The following is a 20,962-nucleotide window of genomic DNA, read 5'->3' on the forward strand; positions in this document are numbered from 1 at the left end:
GGAGTTAACAGCTCATTCTAGCCCAATACACTCATTAAGTTAAAGATTGGCAAGTACATTGCTGTCACTAATCCGCCAACAACGATACCTAAAAATACGATAATTAGTGGCTCTAGAATTTTACTAAGGTTGTCGACGGTGTTGTCGACTTCAAACTCGTAGATCGTTGCAACTTTATTGAGCATATCGTCAAGTCGACCAGACTCTTCACCGATCATGACCATTTGTAACACTAATTCAGGGAACACATTACAGTTACGCATGGCAACATACATTGGCATACCTGCGGCGGTATCACGGTAAACTTCTTCTATGGCGAGTTGATAGTGTAAGTTTCCTGAGGTTTTTGATGTGGTTTTTAAACTGGTTAGAATTGGAATACCCGCTGTAAAGCTTGTGGCGAGTGTTCGACTAAATTTGGCGATAGCGGCTTTTGATAATACAGGCCCAAGGACCGGAAATTTAAGCACAGAGCGGTTGAGCATTAAGCGAAAAGAATCTGAACGCTTAGAGAGGATTCTCGCCGAAATGAATAAACTAATGGAGCCTAGTGCGATAAACGGACTCCAGTTTTGTGTCCAGGCGGAAAGATCTAATACTTGCCTGGTAAACCACGGTAAGTCAGCACCAAAACCAACAAACATTTTTTCAAACTCGGGAATGACTTTGGTGAGCATGATAAACGACACGCCTAACGCTACTAGAACTACCATGGCTGGGTAGATCAGTGCTTTGATCACTTTCGCACGGAGTTGTTCATTTTTTTCTCGGTAGGTGGCTAAGCGCTCGAACACTTCTGCTAAGTTACCGGATTGCTCACCTGTGGCGATAAGATCGGTATAGAGTGGGTCAAAGTGTTCACTTGCAGTGCGCATGGCTTTTGACATGGGCGTCCCCGCTTCAACGGCGCGTGTCACGCTCATCAAAATGGATTTCATCTCTGCTTTTTTATGATTTTCTGAGACCAATTTTAAAGCCTGAACTAAGGGTACACCGGTTATCAACATCGTCGAAATCTGACGGGTAAACACCGTGATGTCTCTGCCTTTCACGCGATGGCTGAGTTTAGTGAGAAACGAAATACTGCTTTTCTTTAACTTCTTGATCTTGATGTGCTGTGCGTCTAGACGCTCGCGTACTTCAATTTCCGTCATCGCGAGGGTTTGTCCAGACGTCTTTTTGCCTGAACTGTTGATGCCTTTCCAGCGGAAGTTTTTAAGTTGTGGTGTAGTGCTTTTCATGGAGGTGACTGCTGATTAAAGGATTAAAAATAAAGTACGCGCTGTAGTTCACTAAAACTTGTGATCCCTTGTTTGAGTTTTTCTATGCCCGACATTTGTAACGTGCTCATACCATTTGCGATGGCGAGCTTTTCTAGTTCATGTACCGAGGCACCTTTAATAAGCGCTTCGGAAAGAAATTCATCAAAGCGCATCACTTCATAAATCCCCGTTCGGCCGGAATAACCATGGGTACACTCATTGCATCCATCGGGATTGGCTTTAAAAATGTTGTCGCTTGCTTGAATTCCAAGATGTTGTAGCTGAACGGTAAGCTCTTGTGATTGTTTACAGTGCGAGCACAGTTTACGGGCTAAGCGCTGGGCAATAATCAAACTAAGAGATGAGGCCAAGTTAAAGCTTTCTACGCCCATGTTTGATAAACGAATAACCGTTTCAGCCGCAGAATTGGTATGTAAGGTTGAAAGTACTAAGTGACCAGTTTGCGAGGCTTTGATCGCGATTTCTGCAGTGTCTAAGTCACGAATCTCACCGACCATTACCACATCGGGGTCTTGACGTAAGAAAGAGCGTAGTGCTTCGGCAAAACCAAAACCAATCTTAGGCTGGACTTGAACTTGGTTAATGCCCGATAAGTTAATTTCTACTGGGTCTTCTGCCGTAGAAATGTTGATTTCTGGTTTATTGAGGATACTCAGCCCGGTGTACAAAGAAACGGTTTTTCCGCTCCCGGTTGGACCTGTCATCAGAATCATGCCTTGTGGGCGACGCAGCGCATCCAAGTACAATTGTTTTTGTTGTTCGCTATAACCAAGCTTGTCGATATCCAATGACGCAGAGCTGCTGTCGAGCAGTCGTAGTACAATTTTCTCTCCAAATAGAGTAGGCAGCGTGGATACACGCATATCAATTGCGGTGTCTTGATTCAACTTGAGCTTAATACGCCCATCTTGTGGTAAGCGCCTTTCGGCAATATCAAGCTTAGAGAGGATTTTGATACGAGCGGATAAGCGGCGACTCAAGTGGCTTGGTGGCTGCTGTGTTTCAATTAAGATGCCATCACAGCGCAGGCGCACGCGGTACATCTTTTCATAAGGCTCAAAGTGGATATCGGATGCGCCTTTGCGCACAGCGTCCAATAGAATTTGGTTGATGTAACGGCTAACAGGAGACTCATCTTGGCTCAAGTCTTCAATGTTGTCGATTTCATCTGCGCCCACGTCAACCAGATTGGCTAACTCTTCTTGGTTGATCTCTTTTAACCCGGACTTCTCATGACTCAATGAACGACCATACAAGCGTCGAATTGCCGCGCTGAGTTGACTAAATTCCCCCAAGACCAATTCAACCTGTAAACCAGTGGCAAAGCGAAAATCATCTTCTGCTTGTTGGTTGGTGGGGTCGGCAACGGCGAGTAATAACGTTGAAGACGTACGCTGGAGTGGGAGTGCGTTATGCCGCGTGATTAATTCCCTAAGGCCAAGTTGCTGACAAAGCGAAGCATACTCGTACTGAGATAACTCGGGCTGATTTAAACCAAAGAGAGAACTTAAGTGCTCAGCGAGTTCGCTTGATGTAAATAATCCAGAACTGAGTAAAGCCTCTGGCATCGAAATGCCAGAAGCTTTGACTTGCTCTATTAACGATTCTTCTTGGGAAAACGTCAGTAACCCTTTTTGGCGAAGAATGGTTGAGAGGTTGGTTAGCATCTATACTATCGACAGTTTTTTGGTAACAAATCGTCTGTAACAGGGCTAGCTGAGGAGCCTTGACATGTCCAAGTACCATCAGAAGCACGAACCAACTCAAAGTTTTTGCTAGTGATAAGGTTACTTACGCCTGAGGCATTGAACGTGAACTTGATAGTGCCACCAGCTGAACTAGCAGTTGAAAATGCGATAACACCTGAAGGGATTGTGCTCGGTACACCTAGATCTGCTTCTGTTTGGTTAGCTGTTGAACCATCCGGAAAAGCACCATTTTCTACAGCGTAAGCTTCAACGTTAGTTTTTACACCAGTTAATGTAGCTAATGCGGATGCGACTTCTGATTTCGCTACATATTTTTGATATTGAGGAATTGCAATCGCTGCTAAAACACCGATAACTGCTACCACGATCATCAATTCGATCAGAGTAAAACCCTGTTGTTTTTTTTGTTTACTGTTTTTCATTTTAACCCTTTCCTAAAAATTAATAATGCTCTTGCATTGGCGAAAGATTATGGAGAGTTAAGGTGGGTTGAAAATGGGGAAGGGATGGGCTCTCGAGTGAGATAAAACTCTTTGGTGAAAAGTTGCATATCGCATGCAGAGTTTTGCGAGTAGTACTATTTTTTTAGTGGATAAAAAGAAAGGGCCAATTGGCCCTTTTAAATGATGAATTACTCACAAATCACTGAGTTAGTTGAAGTAATTTCAGATTTGTTGCTTTTATTATTTGAAGCGCATCGAAAGATCCATCGCTTTTAAATGCTTAGTCAACGCGCCTACCGAAATGTAATCGACACCGGTTTCTGCGTATTCTGCGATGGTCTCTAGCGTAATGTTGCCGGAGTTCTCTAAAGCGGCACGACCTGCGTTAATCGCTACGGCTTCACGCATCATTTCTTTTGTGAAGTTATCGAGCATGATGATGTCGGCACCAGCCTCTATCGCTTGTTTCAACTCTTCTAAGCTTTCCGTTTCTACTTCTACCGGTTTGCCTGGGTTAAGCTCTTTCGCTTTTTGGATGGCTTGAGTGATGCCACCACAAGCAATAATGTGGTTTTCTTTAATGAGGTAAGCGTCGAACACGCCGATGCGATGGTTAAAGCCACCACCACACGTCACGGCGTATTTTAGTGCGCTACGCAGACCAGGAATGGTTTTGCGTGTGTCTAGTAGACGACACTCAGTATGCGCGATTTTTTCAGCGTACTCTGCGGTAACTGTTGCGCAGCCAGACAACGTTTGGATGAAGTTCATTGCGTTACGCTCACCAGTCAACAAGTCACGAGCAGGGCCTGTCAGCGTGCAAAGGGTTTGGTTAGGTTCGACTTTATCGCCGTCCTTTACGTGCCATTCAATACTGACCTTGCCACCGAGCTGCTTAAAAACTTCATCTGCCCATGCTTGACCACAGAACACACCATACTCACGAGTAATAATCGTTGCGGTATTGACCGCATCGGCAGGGATCAAAGATGCAGTAATGTCATTATCTGCGTCGACACTGCCACCTAGATCTTCTTTTAAGGTATCAGCGACAGAGCGAGTGATCTCTAAAGGGAGTTGTTGTTTAAGGTATTCTAGGCGTTCTTGAATGTTGTGTGTGTTCTTCATCGCAAATCTTGTCTTGAAAGGGAGATGGCAACGAATGATACTCTCCGGTGTCAATAATTTCAGCAGTTAATTTGCAAAGTAGAGAGGTTGATATGCGCCCAATTATCGAGAATGGCTGGCTGACACAGGCAAAGCATGTTCCGTCACCATTTTTTGATGCCCGCTCTGATATAAACGACATCTCTCTGCTGGTGGTACACAACATCAGTTTGCCTCCTGGGCAGTTTGGTGGACCATATATAGAGGACTTCTTCACTGGCAAGCTAGACCCAAATGAACATCCATTTTTTGAAGTTATTCACAAAATGGGCGTTTCTGCACATTGCTTGATTAAAAGAAACGGCGAGGTTGTTCAATTTGTTTCTTTTCTTGATAGAGCATGGCATGCCGGTCAATCCAGTTTCGCGGGCAGGGAGCGTTGTAATGACTATTCCATTGGTATCGAGCTTGAAGGGACAGAATTTACTGCCTACACAGAAGCGCAATATCAATCACTTGCAGAGATCACTGAGGTGATTATGCAGTCTTATCCTCAAATCACCCCGCCACGAATTACCGGTCATCAATATATTGCGCCCTTGAGAAAAAGCGATCCTGGTCTAAGCTTTGATTGGGTGAAATATAGACTGCTTATACAGCGTTGATTTGTAGCGAAAGTGTAAATTCAAAAAAGCGAAATAAATAAGGCATACGATCAGGTATGCCTTTTTTTGATACCAGAAATATTAATGATTGTTAAAAGTTAACTACATTTTTAAGCTCGCATATGCCGTTTTGGTGAATAAATAGACTGATAATTTTGTCATTTTCTGTATTTCTTTTCCAAAACTGCTAGCACGTCGACTTCCCATTTGTATGCTTTATGTAATTGGTCATACCAATTCTATTGCTGTTTTAACAGTCGATTGTTATCAGAGTGTTGGAAGTAAGCTCGTTCTATGATTTAGGTCAATTTTCGGCTGGACAGTGGCGTTTTAATTATGTTAATTTCTGCACCAACTTAAAATTGGTATTACCAATTACCTGCAAGAGTAGAAGAACAATAAATTATGGCTTATCAAAGGATTCGTCAGCCAAAACTCTCTGATGTTATAGAACAAGAGTTAGAAAGGTTGATAGTGGAAGGAACATTGTCTCCGGGGCAACAACTGCCTCCAGAGCGTGAACTGGCAAAACAGTTCGATGTGTCTCGTCCTTCAGTCCGAGAAGCCATTCAACGCTTGGAAGCGAAGCGTTTGTTGACTCGTCGCCAAGGTGGCGGAACATTCGTAAGTGAGAATATCTGGAAGAGCTTTTCAGATCCCTTGTTGAATTTGTTGTCTAGTCATTCTGAAACCCAGCTTGATGTGCTTGAGTCTCGTCATGCGATGGAAGGAATTTCAGCCTACTTTGCAGCTTTACGTGGTACCGAAGAAGATTTTGCGCGTATTCAAGGTTGCCTTGAGCGCATTAGCCAAGAGCAAGCAAACAACGATATCGAAGCTGAATCTGCGGAAGTAATGCAATTTTTGATCGCTTTGACAGAAGCCGCGCACAACGTGGTTTTGTTGCACATTGTTCGAAGCTTAGCACCTTTGCTTGAGCAAAATATTCTACAAAATTTTAAATTACTACGTCGCCGCCCAGAAGCGGTCGAGAAAGTCAGTAAACACCGAGCCAATATCGTGGATGCGATTGTTTCTGGTCAGCCTGAAAAGGCGCGAGAAATGTCCCACTCGCACTTGGCTTACATCGAAGAAACATTGTTGGATTTGACTCGAGAAGAGTCTCGACGAGAGCGTTCTCTACGTCGAATTCAGCAGGGTAATGACTCGTAAGAGCGTTACTTAAATAAGTAGATCCAACCAACAGAAGGATAGATCGCCATGTCTGATATGAAGCATGACGTAGATGCACTGGAAACTCAAGAATGGCTACAAGCGCTTGAGTCAGTTGTACGTGAAGAAGGTCTAGAGCGTGCTCAATTCCTATTAGAGCAAGTTCTAGATAAAGCACGTCTAGACGGTGTTGATATGCCAACAGGTATCACAACTAACTACATCAACACGATTCCTGCAGACCAAGAACCAGCATACCCAGGTGACACAACACTTGAGCGTCGTATTCGCTCAATTATTCGTTGGAACGCTATCATGATCGTTCTACGTGCATCTAAGAAAGACCTAGAGCTAGGCGGCCACATGGCGTCTTTCCAGTCTTCTGCTGCGTTCTACGAGACATGTTTCAACCACTTCTTCCGTGCACCAAACGAGAAGGATGGTGGCGACCTAGTTTACTACCAAGGTCACATTTCACCAGGTATCTACTCACGTGCATTCGTTGAAGGTCGTCTAACTGAAGAGCAGCTAGACAACTTCCGTCAAGAAGTAGACGGCAAAGGTATTCCTTCATACCCGCACCCTAAACTGATGCCTGAATTCTGGCAGTTCCCGACAGTATCGATGGGCCTAGGTCCAATCGCTTCTATCTACCAAGCTCGTTTCCTTAAGTACCTAGAAGGCCGTGGTCTTAAAGATACTTCAGAACAGCGCGTTTACGCGTTCCTAGGTGACGGTGAGATGGATGAGCCAGAATCACGTGGTGCTATCTCTTTCGCTGCGCGTGAGAAACTAGACAACCTATGCTTCCTAATCAACTGTAACCTACAGCGTCTAGATGGCCCTGTAATGGGTAACGGTAAGATCATTCAAGAACTTGAAGGTCTGTTCAAAGGTGCTGGTTGGAACGTAGTGAAGGTAATCTGGGGTAACAACTGGGATTCACTACTAGCTAAAGATACGACTGGTAAGCTTCTACAGCTTATGAATGAAACGATCGACGGCGACTACCAAACATTCAAATCAAAAGATGGCGCGTACGTACGTGAGCACTTCTTTGGTAAGTACCCAGAGACAGCTGCACTTGTTGCTGACATGACTGATGACGAAATCTTCGCACTTAAGCGTGGTGGTCACGAGTCTTCTAAGCTATACGCGGCATACAAAAACGCGGCAGAAACTAAAGGTCGTCCAACAGTAATCCTAGCTAAGACTGTTAAAGGTTACGGCATGGGTGAAGCGGCTGAAGGTAAGAACATCGCGCACCAAGTTAAGAAGATGGATATGACTCACGTACTACACCTACGTGATCGTCTAGGCCTTCAAGACATCCTAACTGACGAAGCAGTGAAAGAACTTCCGTACCTGAAACTTGAAGAAGGTTCAAAAGAGTACGAATACCTACACGCTCGTCGTAAAGCGCTACACGGCTACACGCCACAGCGTCTACCAAAATTCACTCAAGAATTCATCGTTCCTGAGCTAGAAGAATTCAAGCCACTACTAGAAGAACAGAAGCGTGATATCTCTTCTACTATGGCATTCGTACGTGCGCTAAACGTTCTACTTAAGAACAAGAACATTGGTAAGAACATCGTTCCTATCATTGCTGACGAAGCACGTACATTCGGTATGGAAGGTCTGTTCCGTCAAATCGGTATCTACAACCCGCACGGCCAAACTTACACACCAGAAGACCGTGGCGTTGTTTCTTACTACAAAGAAGCGACTTCAGGTCAGGTTCTACAAGAAGGTATCAACGAGCTAGGTGCTATGTCTTCATGGGTTGCTGCTGCGACTTCATACTCGACAAACGACCTACCAATGATCCCGTTCTACATCTACTACTCAATGTTCGGCTTCCAACGTGTTGGCGACATGGCGTGGATGGCTGGTGACCAACAAGCACGTGGTTTCCTACTAGGTGCAACTGCGGGTCGTACAACGTTGAACGGTGAAGGTCTACAGCACGAAGACGGCCACTCGCACATTTTGGCGGGTACGGTTCCTAACTGTATTTCTTACGACCCAACATTCGCGTACGAAGTAGCAGTAATCATGCAAGACGGTATCCGTCGCATGTACGGTCCAGAACAAGAAAACGTGTTCTACTACCTAACGCTAATGAACGAAAACTACGCAATGCCAGCAATGCCAGAAGGCGCTGAAGAAGGCATCCGTAAAGGTATCTACAAGCTAGAAACTTACACGGGCGACAAAGCGAAAGTTCAGCTAATGAGCTCTGGTACTATCATGAATGAAGTACGTAAAGCAGCTCAAATCCTAAGCGAAGATTACGGTGTTGCTTCTGATGTTTACTCTGTAACGTCATTCAACGAACTAACTCGCGATGGCCAAGATGCAGAGCGTTTCAACATGCTTCACCCAGAAGCGGAAGCGAAAGTACCTTACATCCAAACAGTAATGGGTACTGAACCTGCTATCGCAGCAACTGACTACATGAAGAACTACGCAGAGCAGGTTCGTGCATACATTCCTGCTGAGTCTTTCAAAGTTCTTGGTACTGATGGCTTCGGTCGTTCAGACAGCCGTGAAAACCTACGTCGTCACTTCGAAGTGAACGCAGGTTACGTAGTAGTAGCAGCGCTAACTGAACTAGCGAAACGTGGCGAAGTTGAGAAATCTGTAGTTGCAGAAGCAATTAAGAAATTCGACATCGACACAGAGAAAACAAACCCGCTATACGCTTAATTAAGAAGGTAGATAAGAAATGGCAATCGAAATTAATGTACCAGACATCGGTGCGGATGAGGTTGAAGTTACTGAGATTCTTGTAAGCGTTGGCGACAAGGTTGAAGAAGAGCAGTCTCTGATCACAGTTGAAGGCGATAAAGCTTCTATGGAAGTTCCTGCTTCTCAAGCGGGTATCGTTAAAGAAATCAAAGTTGCAGAAGGCGACAAGGTTTCTACTGGTTCTCTAATCATGATTTTCGAAGCCGAGGGTGCAGCTGACGCTGCACCTGCTCCTGCGGCAGAAGCAGCTCCAGCAGCAGCTCCAGCTCCAGCAGCAGCGGCAGAACTAAAAGAAGTTCACGTACCAGACATCGGTGGTGATGAAGTAGAAGTTACTGAAATCATGGTTGCCGTTGGCGACAGCATCGAAGAAGAGCAATCTCTTCTAACTGTTGAAGGCGACAAAGCTTCTATGGAAGTTCCAGCGCCATTCGCAGGTACTCTAAAAGAGATCAAAGTTGCAGCAGGCGATAAAGTATCGACTGGCTCACTTATCATGGTGTTCGAAACAGCAGGTTCAGGCGCTCCAGCAGCTGCTGAAGCTCCTGCGGCAGCAGCTCCAGCAGCGTCTGCGGCAAAAGAAGTGAACGTTCCAGATATCGGCGGCGACGAAGTTGAAGTTACTGAGATCATGGTTGCTGTTGGCGACACAGTGGAAGAAGAGCAATCTCTAATCACTGTTGAAGGTGACAAAGCTTCTATGGAAGTTCCTGCACCATTCGCTGGCACAGTTAAAGAAATCAAGATTGCAGCTGGCGACAAAGTGTCTACTGGCTCACTAATCATGGTATTCGAAGTGGCGGGTGCAGCACCTGCTCCTGCAGCAGCTCCAGCTCAAGCGGCAGCACCTGCAGCTCCGGCTCCTAAAGCAGAAGCTCCAGCGGCAGCAGCTCCAGCAGCGACTGGCGATTTCAAAGAAAACGATGAGTACGCTCACGCGTCTCCAGTTGTTCGTCGTCTAGCGCGTGAATTTGGCGTTAATCTTTCTAAGGTTAAAGGTTCTGGTCGTAAGAGCCGTATCCTAAAAGAAGACGTTCAAGCTTACGTGAAAGATGCACTTAAGCGTCTTGAGTCTGGCGCAGGTGCAGCAGCATCTGGCAAAGGCGACGGCGCGGCTCTTGGTCTACTACCATGGCCAAAAGTGGACTTCAGCAAGTTTGGTGAGACAGAAGTTCAACCGCTATCTCGCATTAAGAAGATCTCTGGCGCAAACCTACACCGTAACTGGGTAATGATCCCGCACGTTACACAGTGGGATAACGCAGACATCACGGCTCTTGAAGCATTCCGTAAAGAGCAAAACGCGATTGAAGCGAAGAAAGACACTGGCATGAAGATCACACCACTTGTGTTCATCATGAAAGCGGTAGCTAAAGCGCTTGAAGCGTTCCCAGCGTTCAACTCTTCTCTATCAGAAGACGGTGAGAGCCTAATTCTGAAGAAATACGTGAATGTTGGTATCGCGGTAGATACACCAAACGGTCTAGTTGTTCCTGTATTTAAAGACGTGAACAAGAAAGGCATCTACGAGCTATCTGAAGAGCTAATGGCGGTTTCTAAGAAAGCACGTGCTGGTAAGCTAACTGCGGCTGACATGCAAGGTGGCTGTTTCACTATCTCTAGCCTAGGCGGTATCGGCGGTACAGCGTTTACTCCAATCGTAAACGCACCAGAAGTTGGTATCCTAGGTGTGTCTAAGTCAGAAATGAAACCGGTATGGAACGGTAAAGAGTTCGAACCGCGTCTACAACTTCCACTGTCTCTATCATACGACCACCGTGTGATCGATGGTGCTGAAGGTGCGCGCTTCATCACTTACCTAAACTCATGTCTATCTGACATTCGTCGTCTAGTTCTGTAATAGAAATTAGATGAATGAGAGGCGGCAACTTAGCCGCCTCTGCTAATCATAATTACCGACAATTTGGTTATCAGCCTTGCTTCGTTCAGGGTTTTCACAATCGAATTGTTGTCTAGCTCACAGGCTAAATTGATTTACTTTTCACACCATTAACATCTCTGTAAACTGTTAGCGGTCTGAAAATAACTGTTTAAAACAAATCTCTCTTAAACATAAAAAATCGATACCCACTCAGCCTGTTAGGGATAATGACTACAAGAGGTCAAAATGAGCAAAGAAATTAAAGCCCAAGTTGTTGTACTTGGTTCTGGTCCTGCTGGTTACTCCGCTGCATTCCGTTGTGCGGACTTAGGTCTTGAAACTGTACTAGTTGAACGTTACAGCACGCTTGGCGGTGTATGTCTGAACGTGGGTTGTATCCCATCTAAAGCACTGCTTCACGTTTCTAAAGTAATTGAAGAAGCGAAAGCGATGGCTGACCACGGCGTTGTGTTCGGTGAGCCTCAAACAGACATCAGCAAAATCCGCATCTGGAAAGAAAAAGTTGTTAACCAACTAACTGGCGGCCTAAGCGGTATGGCTAAGATGCGTAACGTAACAGTAGTTAACGGTTACGGTAAGTTCACTGGCCCTAACTCTATCCTTGTAGAAGGCGAAGGTGAGCCAACAGTTGTTAACTTTGACAACGCAATCGTTGCGGCTGGTTCTCGTCCAATCAAACTGCCATTTATCCCGCATGAAGACCCACGTATTTGGGACTCTACTGACGCTCTTGAACTAAAAGAAGTGCCAGAAAAACTGCTTATCATGGGCGGTGGTATCATCGGTCTAGAAATGGGTACGGTTTACCACTCTCTAGGTTCTAAAGTTGAAGTTGTTGAAATGTTTGACCAGGTAATTCCTGCAGCAGACAAAGATATCGTGAAAGTATTTACTAAGCGTATCAAAGACAAGTTCAAGCTAATGCTAGAAACGAAAGTAACAGCAGTTGAAGCAAAAGAAGACGGTATCTACGTTTCAATGGAAGGCAAGAAAGCGCCAGCTGAAGCTGAGCGTTACGATGCGGTTCTAGTTGCTATCGGTCGTGTACCAAATGGTAAGCTAATCGACGGTGAAAAAGCGGGTCTAGAAATTGACGAGCGCGGCTTCATCAACGTTGATAAGCAAATGCGTACTAACGTTCCTCACATCTTCGCGATCGGTGATATCGTTGGTCAACCAATGCTTGCTCACAAAGGTGTGCATGAAGGTCACGTAGCTGCTGAAGTTATCTCTGGTAAGAAGCACTACTTCGACCCTAAAGTTATCCCTTCAATTGCGTACACTGAGCCAGAAGTGGCTTGGGTTGGTAAGACTGAAAAAGAAGCGAAAGAAGAAGGCATCAAGTACGAAGTAGCAACATTCCCATGGGCAGCATCAGGTCGTGCAATCGCATCTGACTGTGCAGACGGTATGACTAAGCTAATCTTCGACAAAGAAACTCACCGCGTAATCGGTGGTGCTATCGTTGGTACTAACGGTGGTGAACTACTTGGTGAAATCGGCCTTGCAATTGAGATGGGCTGTGATGCAGAAGATATCGCTCTGACTATCCACGCTCACCCAACTCTACACGAGTCTGTAGGTCTGGCTGCTGAAGTATTTGAAGGTTCAATCACTGACCTGCCAAACAAAAAAGCAGTTAAGAAGAAGTAAGCTTTTTCTGACTGAATGATAGAAGCCGCTGCATTGCAGCGGTTTTTTTATGCTTGTTATATAGAAATATAAATGTGTGCTTAGCTGACAGCAGACAATAAAAAGCCCACCAAACGGTGGGCTGACATATATTACGAGCTAAGCTTTAGTGTTCACGGTTGTAAATGCAAAGCATATCTAAGTATGAATTCACTAGATGTTTCAGCTCCGCTTCACCTTTAGCGCGGTTCGCTTGGACAAACAGTGAGTAACAAATACCGTGGAACAGGTTTGCCAAGTGTTCTGAATCGTGCTGGTCACACACTTCGCCACGTTCAATTGCTTTAATGAACATGTTTTGTACCAGCAACTGGTTAGTACGGTTAGTTGAAACAAACAATGGCCATACTTCGTCACGTGTTGAAGCACTCCACTCGAACCATACTTTTAGCCAGTGACAATCTTGGCTGACAAGCTCGATCATCGCATTAGTAATATTGGCGATGTTTTCACGTGCATGTAAGTCTAGGTCTATGTTATCCGATAGGAAGTTTGAGAACTGACGTACGACGTGATTGAGAACTTCATCCACCAAGTCTTCGCGTGTAGGGAAGTAGTTAAAAACAGTCGCTACAGAAACTTGAGCAATTTCTGCGATATCTGCGTGACCACCACGACCGATGCCGCGGCGCGCAAATACTTCCAATGCGATTTCCATTAACTGTTGCTTACGCTTAATTGGAGAAAGCCTAGTTCTAGGTCTCTTTGCAATTGAGTCCATATCCATTTTCCTTGCCATTTGAGTTGATATTGGGGGTAACCCCCTAATTGATTATTTTAATAGTTGCTTAAAGCAGTGATGAGTGTAATGGTGCATATGCACAAGGTCAACATCTGTAGAACAATTTATATACAGTAATGTCATTATTATTGATAAATTTAGCTATGAACTTTATAAAACTAAGACCTTCTTCCAAGATTTTTTGGCAACAGGATGCGACTTTCAACCCAATGAACGTGGTGATACACTACACGCCGTAAGATTAGGTGATCGTTTGCGTGCGACTTACCTCAACCCACAAATTTAGATTGAGCACAGTATGAAACATACAATAGAAGTCATGATTTCTGAGCAAGAAGTTCAGGAGCGAGTTCGTGAATTAGGCAAACAAATTACAGAGCGTTATCAAGGTAGTGAAGATCTTGTGTTGGTAGGCTTATTGCGTGGCTCATTTGTATTTATGGCAGACTTGGCACGTGCTATCGAACTGACTCACCAAGTTGATTTTATGACTGCGTCAAGCTACGGCAATACGATGGAAAGCTCACGTGACGTTCGTATCTTGAAAGATTTGGATGATGACATCAAAGGTAAAGACATTCTGCTTGTTGAAGACATCATTGACACTGGTAACACACTAAATAAAATCCGTGAGATTCTTTCGCTACGTGAGCCGAAGTCTATCGCTATTTGTACGCTCCTAGATAAGCCATCTCGTCGTGAAGTGAATGTTCCTGTGGATTGGATTGGTTTCGAAATTCCAGATGAATTTGTCGTTGGGGTGGGTATTGATTACGCGCAGAAATACCGCCACTTACCATACATCGGTAAAGTTGTACCTCAAGAATAATCATTGAGTTCAGCATTAAAAATATAAAAAACGCCCATCTAAGATGGGCGTTTTTCGTTCAACTTTTAGATATGACTTAGCGACAAAGGAGCTTGTTGTCTGTATTTAGAATCGTCGAAAGAGCTTTCTGGTAAGACGCTTCTACGGTTTCCTTAGAGTTAGAACGAATGCCTAAGTACTCTAAGCGACCATCTTCAATTCCGTATACCACACCATGAATTTCAACATCTTGTCCACGCTCCCAAGCGTTTTGCAGGATGGTTGAGTTACCCAAGTTGTACACTTGCTCTGCAACATTAAGCTCGCCTAGTTTATCCGCTCGATCTTGTTGCGGCATTTGATCTAGGTAAGTGCGGTGTTTGAAATAGATATCTCTGATATGTAACAGCCAATTATTAATAAGACCTAGCTTAGGGTTATCAATGGCTGCATTTACGCCACCACATCCATAGTGTCCACAGACAATGATGTGTTTAACCTTAAGAACGTCTACGGCGTACTGGACGACGGATAGACAGTTGAGATCAGTATGGATAACTTGGTTTGCAACATTCCGATGAACAAAGAGTTCACCTGAGTATAGTCCGGTTAGTCGCTCGGCAGGGACGCGGCTATCAGAGCAGCCAATCCAAAGAAAATCAGGCTTTTGCCCCTCAGCGAGTTTTGCGAAGTATTCAGGTCGATCAGATTTGATCTCTTGAGACCATTTCGAATTGTTTTCAAATAACTGTTTTATTTCCGGCATTTTGCAAACTACTTCCCTTAAAAGACAAAATCGCTGCCGCTGTTTGTGTGCACATGCAAGCGATCAGTGTTGTAACTATACACAATGTTACAATTTCGATCTCGTTAAATATTCGTCAGATAGGACTCATCTGACTAGTTTTCATTAAGAAAAAAGTAAAATCTGGTGAAACTATTTGTGGTGTGAATTTAGCCTTAATCTATTTATGGTTTAAATTTTCGCCTAGCTCGTTAAAGTAGTGATATTTTACTTTTTAAAATTGAATGCAGGGAAAATCAGCAGTGTTCGGTAGTCGTTTTGAAGATATCAATTTCAAAGGGGATGTATTTGGCGGGGTAACCACGGCGATTATCTCTCTCCCTCTGGCGTTAGCGTTTGGTGTTGCATCCGGAGCCGGTGCTGAGGCCGGCCTTTGGGGGGCAATAATGGTCGGTTTGTTTGCCTCGTTATTTGGTGGTTCTAATACGTTAATATCAGAACCGACAGGGCCAATGACGGTAATCATGACCGCAGTATTAACCAGTATGATGGCGAAATACCCAGAAACGGGCATGGCTATGACTTTCACGGTTGTCATGATGGCTGGCGCGTTCCAAATCCTATTGGGGACGTTAAAACTGGGTAAATACGTTACCTTAATGCCTTATAGCGTTATTTCCGGGTTTATGTCTGGCATTGGTGTGATTCTTATCATTCTGCAGTTATCGCCTTTGATGGGGCATGCTGCGCCTTCAGGGGGAGTACTCGGAACGTTATCTGCTTTGCCGGAGACCATTTCTAACCTTAAGTTCAGTGAGTTGTTTTTGGGACTACTGACTTTGGGGATTCTTTTTTTCTTCCCTAAGCAATATCGTAAATACGTTCCTGCACAGCTCGTGGCATTGGTCGCGGTGACTTTATTGTCTGTGATTCTCTTTGATACAGAAGATATTCGTCGTATCGGTGAAATTCCTGCTGGGTTACCTTCTCTCGTCGCCCCTTATATTGACACAGATATGTTTGTCGAGATGGTCATTGATGCATTAGTGCTCGGCACATTAGGTTGTATTGATACTTTGTTAACGGCGGTTATCGGTGACTCATTAACTCGTAAAGAACACGACTCAGATAAAGAGCTGCGAGGTCAAGGGTTAGCTAACATGATCTCAGGCTTGTTTGGTGCGCTGCCGGGGGCGGGGGCTACCATGGGGACGGTAACGAATATCCAAGTTGGGGCTCGTTCGCCATTATCTGGTGTGATTCGTGCACTAATGTTGGCGTTGGTTGTACTGGTTGCTGGCGGATTAACAGAGCCAATCCCGATGGCTGTGTTAGCAGGCATTGCGGTGTATGTTGGCTTTAACATCCTAGACTGGAGCTTTATTCAGAGGGCACATAAGGTAAGCTTTTCCGGAATGGCGGTGATGTATGGCGTTATGTTGCTTACAGTATTCGTTGATCTTATCGTTGCGGTGGGTTTAGGCGTCTTTATCTCGAACATTATCATCATCGAGCGTTTGAGCCGAGAGCAGGCGCGACAAGTAAAAGCGATCAGCGACGCGGATGAAGATGATGTGCCGCTGACTGACAGCGAGCGTGGTTTGTTGGATCGTGCTAATGGTAAAGTGCTGTTCTTTTATCTTTCCGGTCCGATGATCTTTAGTGTTTCTAAAGCCATTTCACGTCAGCACTCTAGTATTTCGGACTATGACGTGATGATTCTCGATCTTACGGATGTACCAATGATTGATGTGACCGTCGGTTTGGCGTTAGAGAATGCGATTAAGGATGCTCTCGATGCCAATTGTGCCGTGTATTTATTATGCCCGAATGAGCGAACACGAGAACAGCTAGAGAAATTCCATGTGATTGACCTTGTGCCTGATGAAAATATGTACCAATTCCGTTACGAAGCATTGAATGCGGCGGTGGCACATGTTGAGGCAGACCAGTATCAGCGCATAACGGCGTAATCATTCTGACAGTTAAAAACGCAACAGTGTCCTGTTGCGTTTTTTTATGCTCTATTTTGTCTTACTCAGAGATAACCTTTACGAGGTAAGGGTTATATTTCCAATATTATCGAAAGGTTTATTTGTAATCATCGTTATTCAACGATAAACTGATGGACCTCCAATACGATACCCAAGGCGATTTTGTAGTAAACCGCTGCTAAATATGAGTCGGTATTAGTAATCACAAACAAACGGCAATCAAGACCTTATGTACGCATTAGAAATTGAACAACTGCGCAAGACGTATGCAGGTGGCTTTGAGGCGTTAAAAGGTATAAGTCTCCAAGTGAAAAAGGGTGACTTCTACGCGCTTCTGGGTCCCAATGGTGCAGGAAAATCGACCACGATTGGCATCATTTCCTCCTTAGTGAATAAAACCTCCGGAACGACGAAAGTTTTCGGTTATGACATTGATACCGACCTCGAATTGGCCAAGCAGAATTTAGGCTTGGTGCCACAAGAGTTCAACTTCAACCAGTTTGAAACCGTTGAGCAAATTGTGATGCAGCAAGCTGGCTATTACGGTGTGTCTAAAGTGTTAGCCAAAGAAAGAGCAGAAAAATACCTGAAAAAATTGGATTTATGGGAAAAACGCCAAGAGCGTGCTCGTAACCTATCCGGTGGGATGAAGCGTCGTTTAATGATCGCAAGAGCTTTGATGCACGAGCCGCAATTACTCATTTTAGATGAACCAACGGCTGGAGTGGATATTGAACTACGCCGCTCAATGTGGGGGTTTCTGAAAGAGATCAACCAAGAGCAAGGAATTACGATTATTTTAACGACACACTACCTAGAAGAAGCGGAGATGCTGTGTCGAAATATCGGCATTATTAATCGTGGTGAGCTGATTGAAAATACCACCATGAAGGCGTTACTAGGTAAGCTAAGCGTCGAGACATTTATCTTGGATATTGAGTCAGAAGTCGAGGTGCCTGAGCTTGAAGGTGTTAATCGACAAAGTATTGTTGATGGCTCTTTAGAGATAGAACTAGATAAAAGCCAAGGATTGAATTCGGTATTCAGTCAGTTAACAGAGCATGGCATTAAAGTTCTCTCAATGCGTAACAAAGCCAACCGACTTGAAGAGTTGTTTGTCAGCATTGTAAGAGAGGGGAGTAATTAAATGTACGGTTTATATTGGACGGCATTTCGCAGCTTGCTGAGCAAAGAAGTCACTCGTTTTACACGTATTTGGGTGCAAACCTTAGTGCCGCCAGCCATTACGATGACGTTGTACTTCATCATTTTCGGCAATCTTATTGGCTCTCGAATTGGTGAGATGAGCGGCTTTAGTTACATGGAGTACATTGTTCCAGGTTTGATCATGATGTCGGTGATCACCAACTCATACTCGAATGTTGCGTCTTCATTCTTTAGTGCAAAGCTACAGAAGAATATTGAAGAACTGCTGGTGGCACCGGTACCAAACTATGTGATTATTGCTGGCTATGTGATGGGCGGCGTGACTCGAGGTTTGTTGGTCGGTGCAATTGTTACTTGTGTGTCACTTTTGTTCGTTGATTTGCAAGTGGAGCACTGGGGCATTATTGTCGCGACTGTCTTCATGACGTCGGTGGTATTTGCTCTCGGTGGCTTGATCAATGCGGTTTACGCAAAAACATTTGATGATATTTCGATCATCCCTACGTTTGTATTGACTCCTCTAACTTACTTGGGAGGTGTCTTTTATTCGATTAGTCTTCTGCCTGAATTTTGGCAAGGCGTTTCTAAGATCAACCCAATCGTCTACATGGTGAATGCGTTCCGTTACGGCTTTTTAGGTGTCTCGGATGTAGGCATTATCACTTCATTTAGTGTACTTGCAGTGTTTGTTGTTGCACTGTATGCCATTGCGCATTATCTAGTAACCAAAGGGATTGGGCTAAGAAGCTAAGCCATTCTCATAAAGCAAAGAGCGGCGATTCACGCTGCTCTTTCGCATGCATAACAATACATACCCATACAATTTTTCGGTTTTTATCATGGTAGGTTTCAATCATTTGTAATTAATGAGTGATCCTATGAATATTGTCCCGCCGCCGCCTTTCTCCTATCAGTTACTTAAGCCCAAATATTGGTCTGTATGGCTGGCATTTGGATCTTTAGCGATTCTTGTTAATGTACTGCCATACGTAGTATTGCGAATCTTAGGTAGAAGCATCGGCTGTATTGCGATGCATGTAATGAAGCGCCGATACAAGATCGCTCTGCGTAATCTCCAGCTGTGTTTCCCTGATTTTACGGATTGGCAATGTAAGGACGTAGTACGAAAAAACTTTCAATATACTGGAATGGCGATCATCGAAACCGGTATCGCTTGGTTTTGGCCAGATTGGCGGATACGTCGGATAACCTCTATTGTTGGAAAAGATCGTTTACTCGCTGAGGAAAAGAATGGACGTGGTGTGTTGGTGGTGTGCAGTCACCATTTAAACTTGGAGATAACCGCTCGTATTTTTAGCCAGTTTGCCCAAGGTTATGGCGTTTATCGCCCAAATTCGAATCCTGCTTATGAGTTTATTCAACATCGAGGTCGAACTCGTTTTGGACATCAAATGATTGATCGAAAAGACGTGAAATCAATGCTCAAAGTTCTGAAAAAGGGTCATCGACTTTGGTATTTGCCCGACCATGATTATGGCGTTAGCCATTCTGTTTTTGCGCCGTTTTTTGCTGTTGAACAAGCGGCGAGTACCGTTGGGTCTAGTGTTCTCATTGATGCAACAAAGTGCGCGGTTATATCTGGCGTTACAGTGAGTAAAAATCACCATTACACGCTGTACATTGGAAAAGACATTAGCGAGCGTTTCGAGAGACGTAATGCGGTTAAAGCGGCAAGCATCTTGAACCAAGAGCTTGAGAAAATGATAAAACGTGATATTCCAGCGTGGATGTGGCTGCACAAGCGGTTTAAAACTCGCCCTGAAGGGTTAGATTGCGTCTATACGTAGAGTATAAAAAAGGTCGACTAAGAGTCGACCTTTTTACTTTTATGACTCAGAGCTTACTCTGCGCTCTCTGAGTTTGTATTGTTAGATTCAGCTTCTTCCTTCGCTTCGACAACCATATCTACCGTTTGGTTATCGATAAGACGAGCTTTGCCTAGGAACGCAGACATCAGAATGACAGCTTGTGTCGTTTCTGGTGTGATCACTTGTAATGTACGAGCATCACGAATGAAGATCTCATCAGGGTGCAGACCTGCAGCTCGAAGTTGGTCGCTTGCATCTTCGATGATCGATGCGTAGTCATCGCGGCCACCGCGAATGGCACTGCTGATCCAACGCATTGTACGAGCAAGTACAGGCGCACGTTGACGCTCGTCCAGCGTAAGCAAGCCATTGCGTGAACTCATTGCTAAACCGTCCATTTCACGTACGGTTGGTACACCGATGATTTCAATGTCCATTGCTAGGTCATCAACCATCTTGCGGATAACAGCAAGTTGTTGGAAGTCCTTCTCGCCGAAGCACGCGACATCCGGTTGTACGATGTTAAACAGCTTATTCACTATCGTCGTCACGCCACGGAAATGACCTGGTCGAGACGCGCCTTCGAGAATTGTTGATAGGCCAGGGACATCGACGAAGGTTTGCTTATCCAGACCTTCAGGGTAGATAACTTCTGGTGTTGGCGTAAATACCACATCGACCCCTTCAGAGGTTAACTTGCTTAAGTCTTCCTCTAGCGTGCGTGGGTAATTATTTAAATCGTCTGCACGATCAAACTGCATCGGATTAACAAAGATGCTTACGACAACGATATCAGCGTATTCGCGTGCTTTACGCACTAAAGTTAAGTGGCCTTCGTGAAGGTTGCCCATGGTAGGGACAAACGCCACTTTACGACCTTCACGTTTAAAGGTTTTAAGGTGTTCACGAACTGCTGAGATTTCCGCAAAAGTTTGCATGCATTTATCC

17 protein-coding genes are annotated in these 20,962 nt (G+C 44.6%); 10 read left to right on the top strand and 7 right to left on the bottom strand.

Annotated elements, in window-relative coordinates; genetic code table 11:
* Positions 1-17 precede the first annotated feature (17 nt).
* The 4 genes from R7E29_RS14865 to nadC all read right to left on the bottom strand — a co-directional run bounded on the left by R7E29_RS14865 (position 18) and on the right by nadC (position 4,563).
* Positions 18-1,241 carry a type II secretion system F family protein gene (locus tag R7E29_RS14865; protein WP_017635918.1) on the bottom strand — a complete coding sequence of 408 codons (1,224 nt, stop codon included), beginning with the start codon at positions 1,239-1,241 and terminating at the stop codon, positions 18-20.
* Between the two features lie 23 nt (positions 1,242-1,264).
* Positions 1,265-2,950: a type IV-A pilus assembly ATPase PilB gene (gene pilB, locus R7E29_RS14870; protein WP_054576330.1), complete on the bottom strand. Its 1,686-nt coding sequence runs from the start codon at positions 2,948-2,950 to the stop codon at positions 1,265-1,267.
* 5 nt (positions 2,951-2,955) lie between these two features.
* On the bottom strand, positions 2,956-3,414 hold the full coding sequence (locus R7E29_RS14875) for a pilin (RefSeq protein WP_047008977.1): 459 nt from the start codon (positions 3,412-3,414) through the stop codon (positions 2,956-2,958).
* A 261-nt stretch (positions 3,415-3,675) separates the two neighbouring features.
* Positions 3,676-4,563: a carboxylating nicotinate-nucleotide diphosphorylase gene (gene nadC / locus R7E29_RS14880; protein WP_054576329.1), complete on the bottom strand. Its 888-nt coding sequence runs from the start codon at positions 4,561-4,563 to the stop codon at positions 3,676-3,678.
* A 92-nt stretch (positions 4,564-4,655) separates the two neighbouring features.
* Between nadC and ampD the strand changes: the two genes are divergently transcribed.
* The 5 genes from ampD to lpdA all read left to right on the top strand — a co-directional run bounded on the left by ampD (position 4,656) and on the right by lpdA (position 12,690).
* Positions 4,656-5,207, top strand: coding sequence for a 1,6-anhydro-N-acetylmuramyl-L-alanine amidase AmpD (gene ampD / locus R7E29_RS14885; protein ID WP_042521337.1), 552 nt, complete (start codon positions 4,656-4,658; stop codon positions 5,205-5,207).
* A gap of 405 nt (positions 5,208-5,612) precedes the next feature.
* Entirely contained in the window at positions 5,613-6,380 is a 768-nt protein-coding gene (pdhR, locus tag R7E29_RS14890; RefSeq protein ID WP_005379989.1) for a pyruvate dehydrogenase complex transcriptional repressor PdhR, read from the top strand.
* 48 nt (positions 6,381-6,428) lie between these two features.
* Positions 6,429-9,092, top strand: a complete 2,664-nt coding sequence (gene aceE, locus R7E29_RS14895) for a pyruvate dehydrogenase (acetyl-transferring), homodimeric type (protein WP_005386612.1) — start codon at positions 6,429-6,431, stop codon at positions 9,090-9,092.
* A 19-nt stretch (positions 9,093-9,111) separates the two neighbouring features.
* On the top strand, positions 9,112-10,995 hold the full coding sequence (gene aceF, locus R7E29_RS14900; RefSeq protein ID WP_054576328.1) for a pyruvate dehydrogenase complex dihydrolipoyllysine-residue acetyltransferase: 1,884 nt from the start codon (positions 9,112-9,114) through the stop codon (positions 10,993-10,995).
* Positions 10,996-11,262: 267 nt separating this feature from the next.
* A complete protein-coding gene (gene lpdA / locus R7E29_RS14905) occupies positions 11,263-12,690 on the top strand; it encodes a dihydrolipoyl dehydrogenase (RefSeq protein ID WP_005379993.1) in 1,428 nt (475 codons plus the stop codon).
* 145 nt (positions 12,691-12,835) lie between these two features.
* On the opposite strand, the gene opaR is transcribed toward lpdA, so the two are convergent.
* Positions 12,836-13,450, bottom strand: coding sequence for a transcriptional regulator OpaR (opaR, locus tag R7E29_RS14910; RefSeq protein WP_005379994.1), 615 nt, complete (start codon positions 13,448-13,450; stop codon positions 12,836-12,838).
* 319 nt (positions 13,451-13,769) lie between these two features.
* Here opaR and hpt point away from each other — a divergent pair, with 319 nt between their 5' ends.
* Complete coding sequence (hpt, locus tag R7E29_RS14915) at positions 13,770-14,300, top strand: hypoxanthine phosphoribosyltransferase (RefSeq protein ID WP_005379995.1); 531 nt, start codon at positions 13,770-13,772, stop codon at positions 14,298-14,300.
* A gap of 76 nt (positions 14,301-14,376) precedes the next feature.
* On the opposite strand, the gene can is transcribed toward hpt, so the two are convergent.
* A complete protein-coding gene (can, locus tag R7E29_RS14920; RefSeq protein ID WP_005379996.1) occupies positions 14,377-15,045 on the bottom strand; it encodes a carbonate dehydratase in 669 nt (222 codons plus the stop codon).
* 281 nt (positions 15,046-15,326) lie between these two features.
* On the opposite strand from can, the gene R7E29_RS14925 reads away from it, so the two are divergent.
* The 4 genes from R7E29_RS14925 to R7E29_RS14940 all read left to right on the top strand — a co-directional run bounded on the left by R7E29_RS14925 (position 15,327) and on the right by R7E29_RS14940 (position 19,993).
* Entirely contained in the window at positions 15,327-16,997 is a 1,671-nt protein-coding gene (locus tag R7E29_RS14925; protein WP_005379997.1) for a SulP family inorganic anion transporter, read from the top strand.
* Between the two features lie 250 nt (positions 16,998-17,247).
* Positions 17,248-18,165 (top strand): ABC transporter ATP-binding protein, encoded by a 918-nt coding sequence (locus tag R7E29_RS14930; RefSeq protein ID WP_005380000.1) that lies wholly within the window; start codon positions 17,248-17,250, stop codon positions 18,163-18,165.
* Positions 18,166-18,936: an ABC transporter permease gene (locus tag R7E29_RS14935; RefSeq protein WP_005380002.1), complete on the top strand. Its 771-nt coding sequence runs from the start codon at positions 18,166-18,168 to the stop codon at positions 18,934-18,936.
* Between the two features lie 127 nt (positions 18,937-19,063).
* Positions 19,064-19,993 (top strand): Kdo(2)-lipid IV(A) acyltransferase, encoded by a 930-nt coding sequence (locus R7E29_RS14940; RefSeq protein WP_054576327.1) that lies wholly within the window; start codon positions 19,064-19,066, stop codon positions 19,991-19,993.
* A 53-nt stretch (positions 19,994-20,046) separates the two neighbouring features.
* Here R7E29_RS14940 and panC read toward each other — a convergent pair whose 3' ends face one another.
* Positions 20,047-20,952, bottom strand: a complete 906-nt coding sequence (gene panC / locus R7E29_RS14945; protein WP_005380005.1) for a pantoate--beta-alanine ligase — start codon at positions 20,950-20,952, stop codon at positions 20,047-20,049.
* Positions 20,953-20,962 lie beyond the last annotated feature (10 nt).

Origin of the sequence: Vibrio sp. Vb1729 (assembly GCF_033338655.1) — a bacterium.
Lineage (GTDB): Bacteria > Pseudomonadota > Gammaproteobacteria > Enterobacterales > Vibrionaceae > Vibrio > Vibrio alginolyticus.

Coding starts and splice junctions, on each gene's coding strand:
- R7E29_RS14865 (WP_017635918.1), bottom strand. CDS start 1,241: ATGAAAAGCACTACACCACAACTTAAAAACTTCCGCTGGAAAGGCATC.
- pilB (WP_054576330.1), bottom strand. CDS start 2,950: ATGCTAACCAACCTCTCAACCATTCTTCGCCAAAAAGGGTTACTGACG.
- R7E29_RS14875 (WP_047008977.1), bottom strand. CDS start 3,414: ATGAAAAACAGTAAACAAAAAAAACAACAGGGTTTTACTCTGATCGAA.
- nadC (WP_054576329.1), bottom strand. CDS start 4,563: ATGAAGAACACACACAACATTCAAGAACGCCTAGAATACCTTAAACAA.
- ampD (WP_042521337.1), top strand. CDS start 4,656: ATGCGCCCAATTATCGAGAATGGCTGGCTGACACAGGCAAAGCATGTT.
- pdhR (WP_005379989.1), top strand. CDS start 5,613: ATGGCTTATCAAAGGATTCGTCAGCCAAAACTCTCTGATGTTATAGAA.
- aceE (WP_005386612.1), top strand. CDS start 6,429: ATGTCTGATATGAAGCATGACGTAGATGCACTGGAAACTCAAGAATGG.
- aceF (WP_054576328.1), top strand. CDS start 9,112: ATGGCAATCGAAATTAATGTACCAGACATCGGTGCGGATGAGGTTGAA.
- lpdA (WP_005379993.1), top strand. CDS start 11,263: ATGAGCAAAGAAATTAAAGCCCAAGTTGTTGTACTTGGTTCTGGTCCT.
- opaR (WP_005379994.1), bottom strand. CDS start 13,450: ATGGACTCAATTGCAAAGAGACCTAGAACTAGGCTTTCTCCAATTAAG.
- hpt (WP_005379995.1), top strand. CDS start 13,770: ATGAAACATACAATAGAAGTCATGATTTCTGAGCAAGAAGTTCAGGAG.
- can (WP_005379996.1), bottom strand. CDS start 15,045: ATGCCGGAAATAAAACAGTTATTTGAAAACAATTCGAAATGGTCTCAA.
- R7E29_RS14930 (WP_005380000.1), top strand. CDS start 17,248: ATGTACGCATTAGAAATTGAACAACTGCGCAAGACGTATGCAGGTGGC.
- R7E29_RS14935 (WP_005380002.1), top strand. CDS start 18,166: ATGTACGGTTTATATTGGACGGCATTTCGCAGCTTGCTGAGCAAAGAA.
- R7E29_RS14940 (WP_054576327.1), top strand. CDS start 19,064: ATGAATATTGTCCCGCCGCCGCCTTTCTCCTATCAGTTACTTAAGCCC.
- panC (WP_005380005.1), bottom strand. CDS start 20,952: ATGCAAACTTTTGCGGAAATCTCAGCAGTTCGTGAACACCTTAAAACC.